General features: G+C 42.4%; 11 protein-coding genes. 1 reads left to right on the top strand and 10 read right to left on the bottom strand.

Annotation, left to right across the window (positions count from 1 at the left end; genetic code table 11):
• Window positions 1–56: 56 nt before the first annotated feature.
• From CKK33_RS10480 to CKK33_RS10440, 9 genes are all read right to left on the bottom strand, one after another.
• Complete coding sequence (locus CKK33_RS10480) at window positions 57–923, bottom strand: AraC family transcriptional regulator (protein WP_095704059.1); 867 nt, start codon at window positions 921–923, stop codon at window positions 57–59.
• Between the two features lie 126 nt (window positions 924–1,049).
• Window positions 1,050–3,305 (bottom strand): GH92 family glycosyl hydrolase, encoded by a 2,256-nt coding sequence (locus CKK33_RS10475; protein ID WP_095704058.1) that lies wholly within the window; start codon window positions 3,303–3,305, stop codon window positions 1,050–1,052.
• A gap of 25 nt (window positions 3,306–3,330) precedes the next feature.
• Window positions 3,331–5,619, bottom strand: coding sequence for a family 20 glycosylhydrolase (locus tag CKK33_RS10470; RefSeq protein WP_095704057.1), 2,289 nt, complete (start codon window positions 5,617–5,619; stop codon window positions 3,331–3,333).
• Entirely contained in the window at window positions 5,619–8,291 is a 2,673-nt protein-coding gene (locus CKK33_RS10465) for a glycoside hydrolase family 2 TIM barrel-domain containing protein (RefSeq protein WP_095704056.1), read from the bottom strand. Before CKK33_RS10465 ends, CKK33_RS10470 begins: the two co-directional genes overlap by 1 nt.
• A 28-nt stretch (window positions 8,292–8,319) precedes the next feature.
• Window positions 8,320–9,759, bottom strand: coding sequence for an alpha-L-fucosidase (locus CKK33_RS10460; protein ID WP_095704055.1), 1,440 nt, complete (start codon window positions 9,757–9,759; stop codon window positions 8,320–8,322).
• Between the two features lie 61 nt (window positions 9,760–9,820).
• Window positions 9,821–11,161, bottom strand: a complete 1,341-nt coding sequence (locus tag CKK33_RS10455) for a vanadium-dependent haloperoxidase (protein ID WP_198952457.1) — start codon at window positions 11,159–11,161, stop codon at window positions 9,821–9,823.
• On the bottom strand, window positions 11,158–14,388 hold the full coding sequence (locus tag CKK33_RS10450; protein WP_198952456.1) for a VCBS repeat-containing protein: 3,231 nt from the start codon (window positions 14,386–14,388) through the stop codon (window positions 11,158–11,160). The genes CKK33_RS10455 and CKK33_RS10450 overlap by 4 nt, the downstream gene beginning before the upstream one ends.
• Before the next feature lie 117 nt (window positions 14,389–14,505).
• Window positions 14,506–16,077 carry a SusD/RagB family nutrient-binding outer membrane lipoprotein gene (locus tag CKK33_RS10445; RefSeq protein ID WP_095704054.1) on the bottom strand — a complete coding sequence of 524 codons (1,572 nt, stop codon included), beginning with the start codon at window positions 16,075–16,077 and terminating at the stop codon, window positions 14,506–14,508.
• A gap of 7 nt (window positions 16,078–16,084) precedes the next feature.
• A complete protein-coding gene (locus CKK33_RS10440; RefSeq protein WP_095704053.1) occupies window positions 16,085–17,098 on the bottom strand; it encodes a hypothetical protein in 1,014 nt (337 codons plus the stop codon).
• A gap of 54 nt (window positions 17,099–17,152) precedes the next feature.
• Between CKK33_RS10440 and CKK33_RS10435 the strand changes: the two genes are divergently transcribed.
• A complete protein-coding gene (locus tag CKK33_RS10435) occupies window positions 17,153–18,442 on the top strand; it encodes a zinc dependent phospholipase C family protein (RefSeq protein WP_095704052.1) in 1,290 nt (429 codons plus the stop codon).
• Here the strand turns inward: CKK33_RS10435 and CKK33_RS10430 are convergent.
• A complete protein-coding gene (locus CKK33_RS10430) occupies window positions 18,434–19,174 on the bottom strand; it encodes a 4'-phosphopantetheinyl transferase superfamily protein (RefSeq protein ID WP_095704051.1) in 741 nt (246 codons plus the stop codon). The two genes, CKK33_RS10435 and CKK33_RS10430, sit on opposite strands and share 9 nt — an antisense overlap.
• Window positions 19,175–19,176: the final 2 nt, after the last annotated feature.

Raw genomic sequence — 19,176 nt, 5'->3', positions numbered from 1 at the left:
GAGAGGCATTAGCAATGGCGCATGGCCATGTTATTTTTATATTAACAACAAGATAACTATTGTTTGCCTGTTACCCTTTGCTGAAACATAAGTGGAGTGGTTCCTTTAAGTTTACGGAAAGATTTGTGAAAACTGGTGAGGTTACGGAAACCTGATTCGTGCGCGATTTGCTTCATGCTCATCTCTTCTCTGGCAATAAGCTTACAGGCATTTCCTATGCGCATTTTTTCGATGTAAGATGATAAACTTTCGTTCGCTTTAGCTTTGAAATACCGGCATAGCGAAGTAGGGTTCATGGCAGCAACTTCCGACAGGTCTTTCAGGGATATATGATTTTGGAGATTTTTTGAAAGGTATTCCACTATCAGATCAATACGCTTATCGTTATGAATACTTAAATTACCAAAACCGTTGGTAACTACAGGGTAAGCGCTATTATCTTCTGAAATAACACCCAAGGCCCGGATAAGGAGTGTTAGCCGTTCGTAACCACGTGCAGCATTCATTTGCACTAAACATTCGGCTACCTTTAGGGCAGAGTCAACCACTTTTATGCCACGTTTGGCGCGTTCGAGTAACTTTAAAACATCCGCGCATTCCGGCAAATTAAAAAAAGCGTTTCCGCAAAAATTCTTGTCGAAGTGTACTACGTAGGCCTCTACGTTAGCGTCATGACCCTCCGAAAAGTACCGATCTTCAAATTGCCAGTAATGCTCCAATTGAGGGCCTATCAGCATAACATTACCTTCATTAAAACCGGTAATACTATCTCCTATGAACTGTGTACCGCTTCCCTTTTGAAAATAGATTAGTTCAAACTCCTGGTGATAATGCCAGCGATTATTGATGCATGGTAAATGATCTACCCGAAAGCTAAATGATGCTTCGTTCTCACTGCCGGATTTGATGAAATTAGGTTTCATGGCGCTCGGCTTTAAATTTACGTTAATATATCATAAATTATCAAAAACCGAAAGAGAATATTCAGCAACAATTTCAAGAAGCGACTGTCCGGCATCTTTTTCAAGATGCCGGAGAACTGCTTATCATTAAAAAGTTACAGACCGTGGGCGATCTGCGGGCGCGGTGCCAAATTTACCAGGCTTATCTGTCATGGTAATTACCAGCGTGCCGCCTGCAACTAAATCTGTATGTTTCAGATAATTTTTTGAATAAGGCTTACCATCCAGCACCATGCTGCTGATGTACTTGTTTTTTGCACTGTTATTTTTTACAGTAATGGTAAAAGACTTACCGGAGGGCAATTGAATAACCGCACTGTTAATAGTAGGGCTGCCAAAAACGTAATTACCATTTGCCGGATTAACGGGATAAAATCCAAGTGAGGAAAGAACGTACCATGCCGACATTTGCCCCACATCCTCGTTGCCGATAATACCATCGGCTTTAGTGGTATAAAAGTTATTAAGTATATAACGTACCTTATCAGCCGTTTTCCAGGGCTGGCCTACATAGGCATATAGATATGTGATGTGGTGGCTCGGCTCGTTGCCGTGCGCGTATTGGCCTATCAGTCCGGATATATCGGGCGAATGCTCCGCACCAAGGTCGCCACTCACCATAAACAACGAATCAAGCTTTTTAATGAAAGGCTTTTCACCGCCCAAGAGAGTTATCAAACCTTCTACATCCTGTGGCACCAACCAGGTATACTGCCAGGCATTCCCTTCGGTGTAATCATCTTTCTCGTGCCTGGATTCAAATGGACTAAAAGGCGTGCGCCAGGTATCAGCACTTACCTTGCCACGCATAAAACGGGTTTGCGGGTCAAAATATTTCTGGTAGTTTTTGGCCCTGCCGCTAAAATATTGATAATCGTCCATCTTGCCGAGCTTTTTTGCCATTTGGGCTATGCACCAATCGTTGATGGAATATTCAAGACCCATAGCAACGGATTCGCGCGAACTATCCGCAGGTATAAAACCGAGCTCCTTTACATATTTTAGCCCGCGAAGGTCCTGCATTTGGGTTGCTTTTACTGCTTCATACGCAAACTTAGCGTCAAAACCCTTAAAACCTTTCAGATATGCATCTACTATAACCGGCACAGCGCTGTTACCTACCATAGTATTGGTTTCGTTAGCCATCAGGTGCCATACAGGCAATCGCCCTTGCTGTTTATAAATATTCAGCATGGTATTAATCATATCAGGCACTCTATCAGGCTGCATTATGGTGTATAATGGGTTAGCAGACCGGTAAGTATCCCAAAGCGAAAATGTGGTTAAATTTTTAAATGCCCCATCTTTGTGTACCTTTTTATCCGTACCCCAATATTCGCCGTTAACATCATTAAAGGTTGATGGCGCTATCATGGTATGATAAAGTGCGGTATAAAACTTCTTTAATTGTGATAATGAATCGGCTTTGATAGTAATCCGCCCCAGTTCTTTGTTCCAGGCCAGATCAGCATTAGTGGCCGTTTGGTTGAAATTCCAACCAGGTATTTCGGCCTTAATGTTTTGCAGTGCGTTAGCACAACCAACAGGCGATATACCCACCTTTATCTCTACCCTTTCAGGAAGATTGCTTTTAGCAAATGTTATGGCACAACGTGCGTTTTTACTGTTCATTTCTACGCCTTGCTTAAGTGCTGTACTGTCATACACCGCGAACTTTTCTATGGGTTTTGAAAATACCGCTGTAAAGTAAATACGTTGATCAGCAGCCCAACCTCTTGAAAAGCGGTAGCCTTCAATAGTGTATTTATCTTTTTGTTTAATATAGGCATCGGTAGTTCTGTCAGCAACACCTTCGGTAAGATCTATAATGACGTTCGCTTGTTCGCCTGCAGGATAAGTATACCGGTGATAACCTACTCTTGTTGAAACCGTTAATTCGGCTTTAATATTGTATTTCTTTAACTTAACCGCATAGTAACCGGGCTTAACAATTTCATCTTTATGGCTGAACAGTGAGAAATAACCACTTGACGGATCTGCAAGCGTGCCCTTATTTATAATTACACGCCCGGTGGTAGGCATAAAAGAAATATCACCCAAATCGCCAATGCCCGTACCGCTTAGGTGTGTATGTTGAAAGCCGATAATGATAGAATCTGATATATGATAGCCAGAACACCAGTCCCAACCTTTTGAAATATTTGTAGGCCCTAATTGTACAGCGCCAAAAGGTACGTTCGCCCCCACAAAAACGTGCCCGTGAAAACCTGTACCGATATACTGGTCGACATATTGGGTTAACCTGGGCGATGCCTGTTTTTGAGCGAGAGCGCCAAAGCCACTGGCTATAAACGATATAAATAAGATGAATTTTTGTTTCATTAAATCTCGAAGTAATAAGTACGCACTAATTTTTGAACCACGATGAAGGAACTTCTGCCCGAGCACTGCCGTTAAAACTGTATTTTAGTTTCAGAGCAAAGCCGCCGCCACCTTCTATAAATTTAAGTACAAAAGGTTGAAGACCTTTTTCTAAAGCTACCTGCCCATTCCGTTCCTGTGCTGAATGTAAGCCGTCATTATCTACCACCATTCGGTCTGCGATTTTAAGTATGCCGCCATCATCGCAGGTAAGATAAAAAGTATAAATACCTGTTTGGGGAACATCGATATATCCTTTATAAATCAGGGCGAATGAAGGGGCGTTAACAGAAGCAGGGACGATAATGTTGTTTGCAATGAAAGAACTATCCGGCTTCTTTGCCTCTATCATTGACGTTTGTTTAAAGAACGCTTTATAGTAATCGCATTTTAAACCTGCAGTAGTCTGAGCGCTAACGGCTGCTGCTAACGATTGTTGGCGATAATTAATGGTGTAGATATCACCTCTTGAGCCATTTGGCGTAAATGCTGCCAGCTTAATATTTACGGGTTTATTGATAGTAAGCGATGTCGGTAAAACATTTGAGGTATTTTGCGGCAGGCTGCCATCAGTAGTGTACCTGATGGTCATGTCGGCCAATGGTTTGGTTATCGTTAAAACAGCCTTATCAGTAAATACATTCTCATTTACGATGTTGGGAATATCGGGTAGCCTATAATGCACGTTTAAAGCATCAAGTCTTTTGTATTGCCCTGTAAGGCGTTTAAGATAGCTATCGTAATTATCAGCGTTACCGTTCCATAACCTTTCGGCTAAGGCAGTCATACGGGGCATCATCATGTAGTCGGCTCTGCGCTCAGAGGGTATCATCTCCGTCCAGATATTTGCCTGAGCGCCAATAATAGCCTTGGCTTCCTCCTTGTTCAGTTTAGCAGGGATTGGATTAAAGTGATACACCTTGTATAGCGAATATTGGTCGGCAGGATTATCAAAGTATAATGGCTCCCCAGGGGCCATGATCACCTTGTTACCATTTTTAGCTGCCTTTACAGGCGCATCTGGTACCCAGGTACGCCAATACATAATAGTTGCTGTAGGGCTAATACCACCTTCAATCACCTCATCCCAGCCAATAAGCTTTTTGCCTTTAGAGTTGAAATACTTTTCCATACGGTTAATGAAATAGCTATGCAAGCCTGCCAGGTCTTTAATACCTTCGCGCTCCATCATCGCCTTGCACTCGGCAGATTTTGCCCAATCCGTACGGTCTACCTCATCACCACCAATGTGGATATACTGTGACGGAAATATCTGCATGATCTCGTCGAAAATATTTTGCGCAAACTCGTAAGTAGTCTCATTACATGGGCATATGGGTTTGGAAAAAAGTTCACCAAACTTATTTTCACCATTACAGGTGAGGTATGGGTAGGCTGTAATGGCGGCCATCATGTGGCCCGGCATATCAATTTCAGGGATTATCTCAATATGTTTTGTAGCCGCGTAAGCTACCAGTTCTTTTAGTTGTTCCTGTGTGTAATAGCCGCCATACAAGGTTTTACCGTCCCTTTTTATGATATGCGATTTGTCAATCTCAAAATCAGGATTGTCTTTGGCTTTCTTCATACAGGCAGAATCCTGATTATTGAAGGTCCGCCAGGCGCCCTGTTGGGTTAACAGCGGATATTTCTTGATCTCGACACGCCAGCCCTGGTCATCTGTTAAGTGCAAATGAAATTTGTTCATTTTGTACAATGCCATCAAATCGATGAATTTGTGCAGATAGCTGATAGAGAAAAAGTGCCTCGATACATCTAAATGCATCCCGCGCCAGGCATATTCCGGCTTGTCGGTGATATTTAACGCAGGCAGGGTAAGCGCTTTTAAATGTCCCGTTTTGCTCTGCAGGCCCACGGGTAGTAATTGCCTTATGGTTTCTACCGCCCTAAACATACCGGCAGATGTAGCGGCGCTTATTGCAACGTTAAGAGGCGTAATAGTTAGTTTATAACCTTCCGCCGGTAAACTGGCATCCAGGTTCAGTTTTATGGTTTTAGCGCCTTTACCTAACTTGAGCTTTGTACCTAAACCGCGTTGTATAAGCTCATTTAATTGTACAACTTCATTAGCAAACTTACCCGCTGATACATCTATCCGGGTACTATTTGTTATCGTAAACACACCCTGCCTGGCTATTAATGCCGATGGATACGGAATGATATTATAGCTATTGCCTTGCGCAGCTGATCTGTTTGTAAGAACACACCCAAGCCCTATTACCAGCGCTACTCCTATATTTTTTAATATTTTCATTAGTTGAGTATATTAATTTGTTTTGCGCCGTCGGCACTGTTCCATCCATCAATTTCTACTGCCATACTCTTGGTAGCGGCCGATTTACTTTCGACAATGATCTTCCTGGTTTGGCCGGGCATCACTGTAATATAGTTATCGCTGTAAAAAGTTGGCAAAACGCGGTTACCTGTTTGTTTGTCATTCAGCGATATCCGATTAAAAAATGATGGTACCGAGCCAGGCTTATTGGTTAACGTTACTTCTATGCGATCGTTATCCAACTTACGGGCGGCTACATCCAATTTATCTTTTTGCATGTGCTGCAAACCCGAATATTCGCCTTTACTATCAGGCAGCCAATAGATATTTTCAGAAAGTATGCGCTTGTCTGTATCTAATAACTGCAGCGTAAGGAATGCGCCTTCTTTAGCAGCCAGTTTATCCATCATCTCTTTTACAGACAGTATATTTTTTGTTGACGATGGTACAACATCCACAAAAACCTGGGTTATCAGGCTGTCTTTTCCTGCCATATCAGCAGCCCTTACTACCAACATGATACTCCTGCGTGCTGTAAACGTATTGTTTACTAACGATACCATGCCGTTAACCGGGTTACACATTACATGCAGCGGCTCGCTACCGTTATGCAATCCATAAAGGCATGCGTTAGGATCAAGGTAGTAGTCATACATCTGGCCACGCATAGCCGTCCATGGGTTTTGAGTTTTCCAGATAATAAAACCGGTATACCAATCCCACATATGCGAACTAAAGCCTTCGGCCAGCCCCCTGTACTGGTCGTAATTTACCAGCTGCGCCTTACGGGCGAAGTCTTGCGCGTCCTTAGCTTTACCGTATTTGTTAATGCTGGTATCATAGCCTATGTATTTGTGGTAATCCCACACGCTGTCCACCTTGTTGCTACGGGTGCTTTCGTTGTAAACCGGCGGTACCATGTTTTTTTCAGGTATAAACCTTTTCAGCGACTCATAATCGCCGACGCCCACAGAGCCTACCTCTGAGTTGAACGGAAAAGTGCGTTGCTGCCAGAAAACCGAAAGCGGCTGTATGCCATATGGCCCGTCGCCATTGCCTCCAAGTGTATTGCGCGACATGCTCTCTGAATTGGAATAATCTACAAACCAACGGGTATTATCTAATTGTGGCAACAACTTATCGCGTAAACCCGTCAATATATCCTCAGGGGGCGTAATTTCATTACCGCCGCACCATATGGCCAGTGAAGCATAATTTCTGATCATTTTTATCTGGTCAGCAGCCGATTTCAGGTAGAGCGTATGATCATCCGGATATTTGCGTCTTGTCCATTGGTCATCTGCTTTCATTGGGTCGAGCCAGCGGCCATTACAATCGCCAGATCCCCAGAAATCCTGAAATACCAATAAACCGTATTTATCGCAGGCTTCATAAAACTCAGGCCGTTCCATCATCGCACCGCCCCAAACCCTTATCAGGTTAAGGTTCATATCTCTGTGAAACCGTACTTCTGCGTCATAACGCATATCCGACAGGCGCAGCATGGCATCAGAAATAACCCAGTTACCTCCTTTTATAAATATCTTTTGGCCATTAACCGCTATTTGCCTGCTGCCTGTATGTTCATTCCAGGTGGTTTGTATCTCTCTAACACCCACTTTAAAGTGTTGTACGTTTGAGAGTTGGCCATTGATCTCAAAACTCATGGATGCATCATACAAATCCTGCTTACCATAACCGTTGGGCCACCATAGTTTAGGATTTTGCAAAACCATGTCTGTTAAGGATACCAGGATGGTTTGCCCCCCTCCAATAGTAAGCAACCTACTAACCGTTTTACCACCCATGGTAAATGACAGCTTGCCGCTTACAGGTAAAGTATTGGCATTGGTTAATTGCGCGTCTGTTTTAACGATGGCATTGGCTTGCGGCCCTTCGCTGTTACGAACTCCGGGAACCAATGTAACAATGTGTGGGTCGGTTATACGTACAGCTCCTGTGCGCTCGATGGTCACTTTATCCCAAATACCGGTATTACGGTCTCTCATGGGTTGTATCCAGTCCCATCCGGCGGTATACTGCAAACCTACATTTTTTGCTATGGTACCATCACCACCCTGGCCCCCATTAGGGTTTCCGACCACATCCGGCGGATGTACAATAACTGCCAGGCGGTTTTTCCCCGTTTTTGACAAGAGAGCGGTAATGTTGTAGCTAAAACGCATAAACATGCCCTTTGCCTGCTCTTTGTTTATTTTTTTGCCATTGAGGTAAGCGTCAAAACTATAATTTACCCCTCTGAAATTTAAATAAACCTGTTCATCACCAGCCAGCTTACTTTCCTGGAAATCTTTAACAAACCAATAGGTATAGTAATCGCGCCCTACTTTATATATATCCGGGATACGCTCATTATTCATTCCGTAGAAAGGGTCTGCTACTTTTTTATTATCCAGTAAAGTAGTTAACACCGTACCCGGTACTGTAGCCGGAAGCCAGTCATCAGTATGATATGTTATTGATGATAACTGCTCTCCATTAACTTTTACACTATTTACAGGTGCGCAGCGCCAGCCAGTATTTAATTCGTTAATATTCTGAGCTTTAGCAGAATAAATATAAAGTATTAAAGCACAGCAAGTAACGACAGAACGGAAAATTGAGTTGAACCTAACGTTTCTCAATAGCATGATAGATAAATGTATAATATGTAGATAATTAATATTGTATTTTAAATACCGCCGCTTGTTTTAAGCCATTGGCAGTTTGCAATTTCGCAGGGATATTTAGTATAATACTATCTGTCTGTTTGCTGAAATTAATTTTACTGGTAACGCCCAAAAGCTTAACGGATTTGATCTGTTTAGCATTTTGTAAATGAAGGTTTAAAGTAGCCGGTATAGTAACATTTTCGGTAGCAGAGGTAACGAAAGCGTATACCGACTTCCCGTTTTCAGATTGCGTGTAGTAAACATTGTTCTCCGAATACGGCGCAACCGGCACTGAATTATAGATACCCTCCTGATTTATAGCCATCCATTTACCAATGTCCGCCAGGCGATTATAAGCTGTAGGGTCCCAATCACCATCCGGTCCGGGGCCAATGTTCATCAACAGGTTTCCGCCTCTTGATACGATCTTTACCAATAGATTAACGATCTCATTCGCCGATTTGTATTTATCGCCGGGTACATAACTCCATGAGTTACCCATGGTAATGCAGCTTTCCCATGGATGGTTAAGCGGCTGGTTCGGCACTGTTTGCTCAGGAGTGGTATAGTTCTCATACTCGCCCGCTACTGTACGGTCTACAACGATAAGGCCCGGTTGTTTAAATCTCGCCATTTTAGCGATGCGCGGCATATCAATATCCTGATTAAAGGTAATAGCCTTTTGCCAGTCGACAGTAGTGTCAATGGTGTTTTTTGGCCTAACCCATCCGCCGTCTAACCACAATATATCTACTTTACCATAATCACTCATCAGCTCACTGATCTGGTTATAGGTAAAGTCCTTAAACTTCTGCCAGTGGTCCGGATGCTTGGCGGGGTCATAGTTCACGTTCCTGTCTTTCGGCGGGAAGTATGGCCACCAGTAATCTTCAGAATGCCAATCGGGCTTTGAGAAATAAGCGCCTATCATAAAATTCTCTTTAGAAAAGGCATTGAATATCTCTTTGGTAACGTTTGCCCGCGGATTTGACGAAAAAGGTGTTTTGCTCGATGTGATCTTGTAATCGCTTTGTTTAGTATCAAACATACTGAAACCATCATGATGTTTGGTGGTAAAAACCACGTATTTCATCCCCGCTGCTTTGGCAGCCTTTACCCATTTTTCGGGGGCAAACTTTGTTGGGTTAAATGTGGTTTGCAGGTTTTCATACGCCGCTTTGTAACCGTTATATGTAGCGCCGTAAGGGCCTTTACGTTGTGTCCAGCCTTCATCTTCGGGGCAAATGCTCCAGCTTTCTACTACTCCCCACTGGCTGTAAGTTCCCCAGTGCATGAATAAACCGAATTTTAATTTCTGCCATTTTTTGAGGTTTGCCTGTACCGCCGGGTCTGATGGTGCAATATAATTGGCAGACATGTTATGTTCCTGCGCAACCAATAAAAACGGACAAATTAAAAGGAAAAGTAAAACACGAATTGTTCTCATATTTTTAATTATCTATCGACAATATGGTAAATGCAGAGCCTAAACAAGGCCCCCATTAATGCTATTTAGAAAAAGGCTTTAAGCCAGCCGCTTTCAATTTGCTAATGATGATGCCTCCTACTTCTTTTCCCTGAGTGTTACCCTGGGTAATACTTTCCATATAGTGTATACCACCGTAGAAACGCGACATGGACGCTTCAGCAGCCGCTTGCCTGAATGATTTAAAAGAGCGTTCGCTACTCCCAAATGGCACATCAGTATTATCGGTAAAGTTAAAGTTATCTCCCAACAAATAAGTAAGTAGTTCAGCAGAGGCATTTGATATAACGGCATGCCCGCTGGTGTACTCCGGAAAAGGAGGCGTTTGTAGCAAAGGCTGCCATTTTACATCCATATACCTATTGATATAAGTTTCAGGACGGATACGGTCGCTATTGTATTTTTCGTCCCAACAGCTTATAAAAGCGTCCATTAACGTAGCGCCTTCAAGTGTAAGCGCAGCTACAGTCTGGTCAAAACTTAATCCGGCTTTTTTGGCAACTAAACCTGTAACGTGCATCCAATGCCCCCCTGGACTGATTTTCTTGAACCCTATAGCCATATGGCCGGATGTAGTAATGGCAAAAGGGTTACAATCCCAAAATAATGCCTGGTTAATTTGCTCTGCATTAAGGTGTTTGGATTGATCATAAACTTCTTTAACCTGTTTATAAAAAGCTGAAGTGGTGTCTTTACTAAACGGTGTAAGGTTGGCTGCTTTACATTGCTTTGCAGAATCAAGCAGCATTACTCTTATAGTGCGCCAGTTGGGCTCAACTGCCTCAAAATATCCCGGCGGCGTTGGATACCATTTACCGTCAGCTTTTGATGGCGTGTATCTTTTTAACGCGCTTAACTTATTGTAGTTATCTGTTTTAGAAAAAGCTAAAACTTCCTTTGAAGCTGCCAAAGCCGCTTTGATGGAGTTGTCAATTACATCCTGCTTAACTCCTGTTTTCTTAAGTAAGGTTACAAACTGGTTTTGATCATCTTCTAAAAGCACGCCTGACGGCAACAACTGCTTTCCTAACTCCAGTATGGAATAATAAGAAGCGATTTTATAATCGTACTTACCTTTAAGCGTATCTAAAACACCGGTAGGCTTGTATGCTTTAATGATGCTTTTTAAGGTCGGGACACTTTTAGTGTTCGTTTCTACCAGATTGTAAGCCCCCATCATGCTATAAGCATAATATCGCGCCGCCACAGGTGGGCTAACCACATCATGTATCATCACCATGGTTAAGGCATTTACGGCATGATCGGGTTGCAAATAGTCGGGATATGCCTTATTGCTTTGTGCAGAAACGGCACCCGAAACAAAAGCAGTTATTATAAATAAGTATTGCTTAATACTTTTCATCGTTTAAAAAATTGAAGGGGGTTACCTGATGTCCCGATGATCAAATAATCGGCATTACCTGCCTTTGTTTCCAAAGCTGATTTTACGTCGCCCGTTACAGACAAGCCGGAAGATGGCTGAGGAATATAAGTAAACTTACCTGTGCCATCGCCTTTTAACAACACACCGTAATTGGCATCTATGCTGCCTATCTTTAGCCGATTATCAGATTTGTTACCTAAGAGCAAAATATCCTGCTTGCCATCTTTATTAAAGTCGTTCACTAATATCTGCGTAACCGGGGCAAATTGCGCCTCAATAGGTAAGGCTACATGATTAAATTTACCGCCTTTGTTGATGAACAAAGTTGTAATTACCGTATTTGCGGTTAGCTTTTGTGCTTTATCCATCTGCTCAGGCGACAGAATGTCTTTCATGGTAGCATCAGCGTAAGCTTTGTACGAACCGAATTTACGGCGCATCGGGTATATCTGCTCGTTTAACTCGTCACGGCTAACAAAGGGATAACTGGTACCATCATTATAAAAATTGAGGAAAGGGTCTATCGAACCATTATCATCAAAATCGGCATAGTAAAGTTCAGCCGGTTTTTTATCCGTGGCGTGTATCTGTGAATTCTCACCTAAGTTACCCGCAATAAGATCCGGTAAGCCATCGCCGTTTATATCTGCAACAGCCATTTTAAACCAAAAACCACTCTGCGGAGTACTGAAATAATCAGCGGTACGATCTTCAAAACCTTTAGCGGTGTTGATGAATACTTTTATCGGCATCATCTCGCCAGAAATGATAAGGTCTTTACGCTTATCGTTATTGAGGTCAACCCATTGCGCGTCAGTCACCATACCAAGTTTGGCAAACGGAACATCCGCCACGGTAAAATGGCCTTTACCATCATTAACCAGCATATAGCTTTGCGGTGCAAGCGGATATTTACCCGGTATCACCCTGCCGCCAACAAAAACATCCATATCACCATCGCCATCAAAATCACAAGGCGCCACGCAGCTTTTGCTGTTGGCAGTTAAAACCGGCAAGGAGGTTTTAGTAAGTACGAAACGGCCATTACCTTCATTTAAATAGAGTTCATCCTGCAGATCAACTGCAGTGGGTTCGTAGTTACTATAACCACCTTTAGCCAGGTAAAGATCGGGCTTACCATCGCCATTAGCGTCAAAGAATGCTGCTGCAGATATGGTACCGATATTCTCTGTGTAACCACGAATCAATTCAACGGGTTGGTAATTGCCACTTTGCTGCTGAATAAACAATTTTCCCGGACTATTCTTTTCACCGCTTACAAAAATATCTTCCAGCTTGTCCCCATTTACATCAGCCTTAACCATCACCGGTGTGACTTTGGAATACATGAAGGTCATCAATAACTGTCGCTTAAAATCATTATCAGTTACTTCATCCGCATTGTAATTAATCAGTGGTTTAACCTCATTCATCAGCTTAGGTGTAGGTACCTCCAAAGCAGCCATAGCCGTTGGTTTGGGGCTAACGCTTACTTGCTGATCAGCTTTTAAATTCCTCAAATATTGTACTGTTTGATCGGGCCATATGATCTTTACCGAATCTATTTTAGTTTGATTTCCCAGACCAAAATTCAAGGTTGTTGATACTGATGATAGGTATCCCCTGCCAGGTATCAACTCCTGATATTGTTGACCCAGCGGACTATAAACGTAAACTTTAGCGCCTATGGCAGCAGTGTTTTTTCCCGACCCTCTTAATTTAAATGCGATATAATGCGTTTTGTGGTCATCCGCAGCAGTGTTCTGATAAATTGCCGCCGGCTGATTAATGGCATTTACCACCAGGTCAAGGTCGCCATCATTGTCCAGATCAGCATAAACCGCGCCACCTGAAATGTTCTGTTGGTTTAGCCCCCACTCTACTTGCTTATTGCTAAAAGTTAAGTCATGATTATTGCGAAAAATATAATCAGGAACAGCAGTTGATGGCATCGCCTTAACCAGATCCATTAACAGGAATGGTTCCTGGGCCATGGCTTTTTTTATTTTGTAGTCGCCCCAATAACGTAAAAAATCTTTATTGGTGTAATCTCTTAAATAACCGTTAGATACAAACAGGTCTTTATAACCATCATTATCAAAGTCGGCAAATAAAGGGCTCCAGCTCCAATCTGTATTGGAAACGCCAGCCAGCTGAGCAATTTCACTAAATGTGCCATCGCCATTATTTAGCTGTAACATGTTGCGCATGTACTGGTTGTATAAACCCTGGCTCTGCATTAATGCGAAAGCTTCGTAATTCTCTTCTAATTGCAACGATTTTTGCCTGTGATTGTCTGCAGGCAACATATCAAGCGTTAAAATATCAGATAAGCCATCGTTGTTGTAGTCGGCGATATCAACCCCCATTGAGAAGTGCGACATGTGCCTTACCATATCTTTTGAGCGCTCGGCAAATTTGCCATCGTGTGTGTTGATGTAAATGTAGTCCGGTTCGTTGTAGTCGTTGGTTACATAGATGTCCAGCCAGCCATCTTTGTTAATATCTGATACCGCTACTCCTAAGCCAAAGGTTAACGGATTTTGAATAATACCAGCACTTTTTGATACTTCTACAAATTTGCCGTTATCGTTACGGTAGAGTTTGTTACTCGCCAAAAGGTCTGTTTGTTCCTTAAAGCGGGCAAGCTCCATGTTATCTATCTTTTTTATATTATGGTTCAGCAGGAACATGTCCAGGTCGCCGTCGTTATCGTAATCAAAAAATACGGCCTGGGTACTATAGCCTATATCGGCAAGGCCGTAAGCTGCAGCCTGTTCCTCGAATTTGTTATTTCCCTTATTAATGAATAGTTGGTTTGCGCGGGTGGCATCATCTTTTTTGCCCGAGTAGCAAACGTAAATATCCAGCAGCCCATCGCCGTTAACATCAGCCATGGTAACACCAGTTTTCCAGCCGTTGCTGCGGCCTGCCAGGTCTTTTCCGGCTTCGCTGGTAATGTCTTTAAATTTTAAGCCACCAAGATTAAGGTAAAGCTTGTTGGGTTTCATGTTACCTGTAAAGAACAGGTCAGGCAAGCCATCATTGTTAATGTCGCCAACGGCTACGCCGGCACCATTATAGAAGTACTCGTATGATAACACGTTCAGGGATTCAGTTTCTGAAATATCATTACTGAATTTAACGCCTGTTTGAGTTGGAGGTAATAGTTTAAAAAGCGTTTGCGCGAAAGAAACTCTGGGCAAACAAATAATTAGCAGTATAAATAAACAGGGGGTATTCTTAAAATCCTTCACACCGGCACAGTTAAGTTGAAAAAGTAAGGAGGCTTGCGCCCCCTTACTTTTAACTAAATCAAATTATTATTTATCCCACCAAACACGGGTAGCAAAATTATCCGCACCCTGTCTTTGAACAGCTGCGTTATAATTAGCTCCGTTTTGTTGTAATTGACTGGTTGGATAAGGCATTCTGCGCGGTACCTGACCAGTGATATATTGACCTGGGAAAACAACAGGTGTTAAGACAGGAAAACCTGATCTTCTCCAGTTTGCAAACGTTTCGTTGTAGTTGAACGTAGCAGAAGTTGTTACCCAATATTCCATGTTGATCTGTTGTAAAGCAGTAGCTGGGTTAAGTGGGTTTGCCGCCACGTACGTTGCAATATCTGCATCGCTAACAACAGCAATTGGTGTTGCGTTATAACCGGCCAAAGTTTTCATATCAGCGGTTAACGCGTTTGCAAAGTGCGTAGCTGCAACACCCGTATTCCAACCTCTTGACGCAGCTTCGGCCAATAATAGCTCAGACTCACCGTAAGTGTAAATATAATTTGCACTTCCTCTATCAGCATAAACCTGGAAACGAGGGCGAGAATATTTACCAAGCGGTGCAGGTGCATCAGTGGCACTTGCGGCAGGTGTTGCGCCAGGATAACCTGGAGCATTAACAATGCTGCTGATGGTATATCCATTTGGCATACCTTGCTGCAAACTTGCAGTATTGTCGCCAGCTGTTTGATTTTGGTTAGCGGCAAGGCCATTACCAATCGCTGCGATTGCTGATATACGAGGATCATTTTTTGATTTCATATAATCGATAAGCGTTTTGCCCCATCTAACCTCTCTGAAGTCATCTGGTGTACGCATAACATCTGAGTTACTGCTTGTTGCGTTAGACGGATCAGCCATAACTTTCGCGTCATCAGCAATGCTGCTCATTGTGCCACCGGCAAATGCTTTTTCAGCATAGCTTTTTGCTGTTGCAGGGTCAACTTTTACTAAACGCATACCCAATTTCAGCATCATTGAATAACCAAGACGCTTCCATTTGCTAACATCTCCTTTGTAAAATAGATCAGCAGTAGGGCCTACTTTTGAAGCATCAAGAGCAGCAGTTGCTGTTTCTAATTGCTTAAGCATGTCTGTATAAATGGCTTGCTGTGCATCGTATTTAGGCGTAAAATTACCTGATTTGGCTAACCCTGCTTCTGAGTAAGGCACATCGCCGTACAAATCTGTAAGACGCTGTACTTCCATTACACGCAAAATTGTAGCACAAGCATTAAGATTGGTGTACTCAGGCTTGTCCTTAATAAGAGCTTGCATTTCAACAAGTAGCGTTAATGCGCTATAAGTCCTGTTCCAAGGGTAGCTAAAGTAACCAGAACCGGCACCGCCAAAAACGTACTTGTCACCGTTGTAATAGTAGCTAAAGGTTGAGGCCAAAGATTGCATCCACTCGCTTTGGAAAAGCAGCTGGTCATAACCGGTTTGTGAAAACGTGATCTGCGACTGCGATAAAAAATAATTTGGGTTAATTAAATTACCGGTGGTTCTGTTAGGATCAGTGTTTATAGCCTCAAAATTCTTAGTACAGCTGGCCATCAATGTAGCACCCGCTACGAGGCAACTGAAAATATATCGTTTTTTCATATTCTGTTTAGTTTTTGAATTTAAAGTTCACATTTAAACCATAAGTCCTGGCGAAAGGTAAACTACCACCTTCGATACCTGCATATCTAACATCGTTTGAAAAACCTGACTCTGGGTCAATATTTTTAGTGTGTTTCATGATAGTCCAAAGGTTACGTCCAACTGCTGATACGCCAATGCTGCTGAACGGTGTTCCTCTCAAGAATGCAGCATTGAAGGTATAGCCAAGAGTAATTTGACGTAGTTTGATAAAGCTACCGTCTAATACATCAATCGTGTAAACGTTACGTGCTAACGCCTGGTAATATGTTTGTGCAGGTACATTAACTGTGTTTGGTGTACCGCTTTCTGTAACACCTACACCAACAACACCGGTTTCACGACCATTTAATGTAAGTTTATTTAATCCTCTAAGGATACTGGCTTGCTCAGTAGCAGACAATACTTTGTTACCAAAGCGGTAATCAACCAGGAAGCTTAAGTTAAACTGTTTGTAATTGAATGTGTTATTTAAACCACCATAGATTTTAGGGATCGTAGAACCCATAGGAATTAAATTTCCGGTTTGTGGCAAACCATTACTGTCAAACACGATGTTACCAGATGCATCTCGTTTATAATCTGCAGCAAGTATCTGCGGACCAGGTAAACCAGCAACAAGTGCTGTAATAGCTAAACCGTTAGCTGCAGAAGGACGGAACCTACCGAAGTTGAAGTTATCGTTAGTTACACCATCTGTTTGCAAGATCTTGTTTTTAACATAGGTAAAGTTAAATGACGGGGTCCAGCTAAAGCCTGATGATGTTCTTACGGGTGTACCATGAATCTCTAACTCAATACCCTTATTTTGGGTAGAACCTGTACCAATATACCTGTTTGTGTAACCTGTAGACCAGTCTAAGTTTCCATTAACAATCTCGTTGCTTGTTTTACGAGAAAATAAGGTAAGGTCGAAACCCAACCTATCGCCCCAGAACTTCATTTCTAAACCGGTAACAATTGCATCTTTAACCGCATTCAATAAAAACTGTTACGCTTATTTGTGGTTCTCTATCCAAATTGCGTGTAATTGAAGATGCTTTTCAGATCTGCTTTAAAATCGTTCTTAGCGCTTGTACTTGTTGCCTTACTCGGGCAAAGTGTAAAAGCCTATTCGGTACTTGCGCATGAAGCAATAATTGATGCTTCATGGAAGCCGTCGCTGTTACCCTTGTTGAAAGAAAAGTTTCCTACGGCTACCCGCGAAGAACTCCTGGTAGCACATTCTTACGCTTATGGTGGCAGTATAGTGGCCGATATGGGCTATATGCCCTTCGGAAACGGTTTCTTTACAGATCTTTTGCATTACGTACGCAGCGGAGATTTTATCATTAACCTCATCAATGATGCGCAGAATTTAAATGAGTACGCTTTCGCGTTGGGTGCAATGTCGCATTACATGGCCGATAAGTATGGTCATTCCATGTCAACCAATTTAAACGTGCCTATCGTATATCCTAAGCTCCGGAAAAAATATGGCGATGTGGTTACTTATGAAGATAACCACCTTTCGCATAGCCGTATGGAATTTGCTTATGATGTGCTACAGATAGGCCAAAACGGCTACACTTCGGAAGGTTACCATGATTTTATTGGATTTAACATATCCGTTCCGGTACTTGAACGGGCTTTTTTTAAAACTTATGGAAAGCATTTGAATACCATATTTGGCAACATTAACGCGGATATTAATACCATGCGCTGGGGTGTACGTAATTTGTTTCCTAACTTAACAAGATCTGCCTACAAAGCCAACCAAGCCGAAATCGAGCGTATGCATCCCGGCATTACTGCTAAAAAATTTCAGTACAAAATGAGCCGGCGTGCTTTTAATCTCGAGTTTGGCAAAGAGCAAAAAGAGAGTAAATTTTTTGCTAAACTTACCGTATTCCTGATAAGGATATTACCAAAGATCGGCCCGCTTAAGACCTTGAAATATCAATCGCCCGGAGAAGAAGGACAGAAACTATTTGCCGTAAGCTTTGAGTCTATTTTAAAAAATTACAAGGAAGCTGTTGAACAAGTAAAAAGCGAGTCGCTTACATTGCCTGATATTAATTTTGATACAGGCACACCCACCTTGCCCGGCCAATATGTACTTGCCGACGATACATACGCCAAATTACTGAAAGAATTACAAAAACAGCATTATCAAACAGTAGATGCTGATCTGCAAAGAAACATTTCTGATTACTATGCAAAAGCAGACACCGCAGCCTTAGCTACAAAAAATAAAAAGAAATGGAAAGAAACTGAATTTAGGATAAAGGAAATTATGGCCATTAAACCGGCCATACAAGCCGATACTTTAAGAGCTTTAAATTAAGTTGAATTGATAAGCCTTTAGCTGCCGGTTACCTGCGTAAGCCACAGCGGCAATATGTGCAGTATTTATTTTGAAACTTTGTTGAACCCATGCCATATCATCTTTTAACAAAGTTTGGGATAAGTTATGTGAGCCATCAAGTGCTGGTGTAACAGATAAATGATCCCCCAGCCCTTTGCCTGTGGCTTTTAGGAAACTCTCTTTCCGTGTCCATAACTGGTAAAAACGTTCCAAGCTGTTTGTTTCGTTAATCCAGTCTATCTCTTGCCCACTGAAATTGTCCGGCAGAATATCTTTAAAGTCAAAATCGGGGTCAAGATATTCCACATCAACCCCTACGGGCGAATTGGCTATAGCTAATAATATCCGATCACCTGCATGCGAGAGATTATAACACAGTTCTTCATTATTATTATTTGCAATTTTCGGCTTCTTGTTTTCTCCCGTAACAAATTCAAGCTTATCTGATGCCGTATTCATATACCTGCCCAAAACCATACGCTGCATACCCCGGCTTATCACAAAGCGGTGCTGGTCTTTTAGCTGAAAATACTTTCCGGCCCGGGCCAATTCATCAGCGTTAAGAGGCGCCCCGTAAACCGGTAACATTTCAAAGCCCTCACTTATACTCGTACACCAAACATGTACTTCGTCAGCAGATAATTGATAGCTGGCCATATTGCCCGGCATAAAATCAATATGAGCCAGCGGCAGGTTTGTAAGCGTAGCCAATT

The organism is Mucilaginibacter sp. MD40, from assembly GCF_002288635.1.
Lineage (GTDB): Bacteria > Bacteroidota > Bacteroidia > Sphingobacteriales > Sphingobacteriaceae > Mucilaginibacter.
Note: the sequence above shows the minus strand (reverse complement) of the source record. Positions and strands in the feature narration are given on the sequence as shown.

What these genes read in the sequence shown, in the direction of transcription:
- CKK33_RS10480 (WP_095704059.1), bottom strand. Translation starts at nt 923, where the DNA reads ATGAAACCTAATTTCATCAAATCCGGCAGTGAGAACGAAGCATCATTT.
- CKK33_RS10475 (WP_095704058.1), bottom strand. Translation starts at nt 3,305, where the DNA reads ATGAAACAAAAATTCATCTTATTTATATCGTTTATAGCCAGTGGCTTT.
- CKK33_RS10470 (WP_095704057.1), bottom strand. Translation starts at nt 5,619, where the DNA reads ATGAAAATATTAAAAAATATAGGAGTAGCGCTGGTAATAGGGCTTGGG.
- CKK33_RS10465 (WP_095704056.1), bottom strand. Translation starts at nt 8,291, where the DNA reads ATGCTATTGAGAAACGTTAGGTTCAACTCAATTTTCCGTTCTGTCGTT.
- CKK33_RS10460 (WP_095704055.1), bottom strand. Translation starts at nt 9,759, where the DNA reads ATGAGAACAATTCGTGTTTTACTTTTCCTTTTAATTTGTCCGTTTTTA.
- CKK33_RS10455 (WP_198952457.1), bottom strand. Translation starts at nt 11,161, where the DNA reads ATGAAAAGTATTAAGCAATACTTATTTATAATAACTGCTTTTGTTTCG.
- CKK33_RS10445 (WP_095704054.1), bottom strand. Translation starts at nt 16,077, where the DNA reads ATGAAAAAACGATATATTTTCAGTTGCCTCGTAGCGGGTGCTACATTG.
- CKK33_RS10435 (WP_095704052.1), top strand. Translation starts at nt 17,153, where the DNA reads ATGCTTTTCAGATCTGCTTTAAAATCGTTCTTAGCGCTTGTACTTGTT.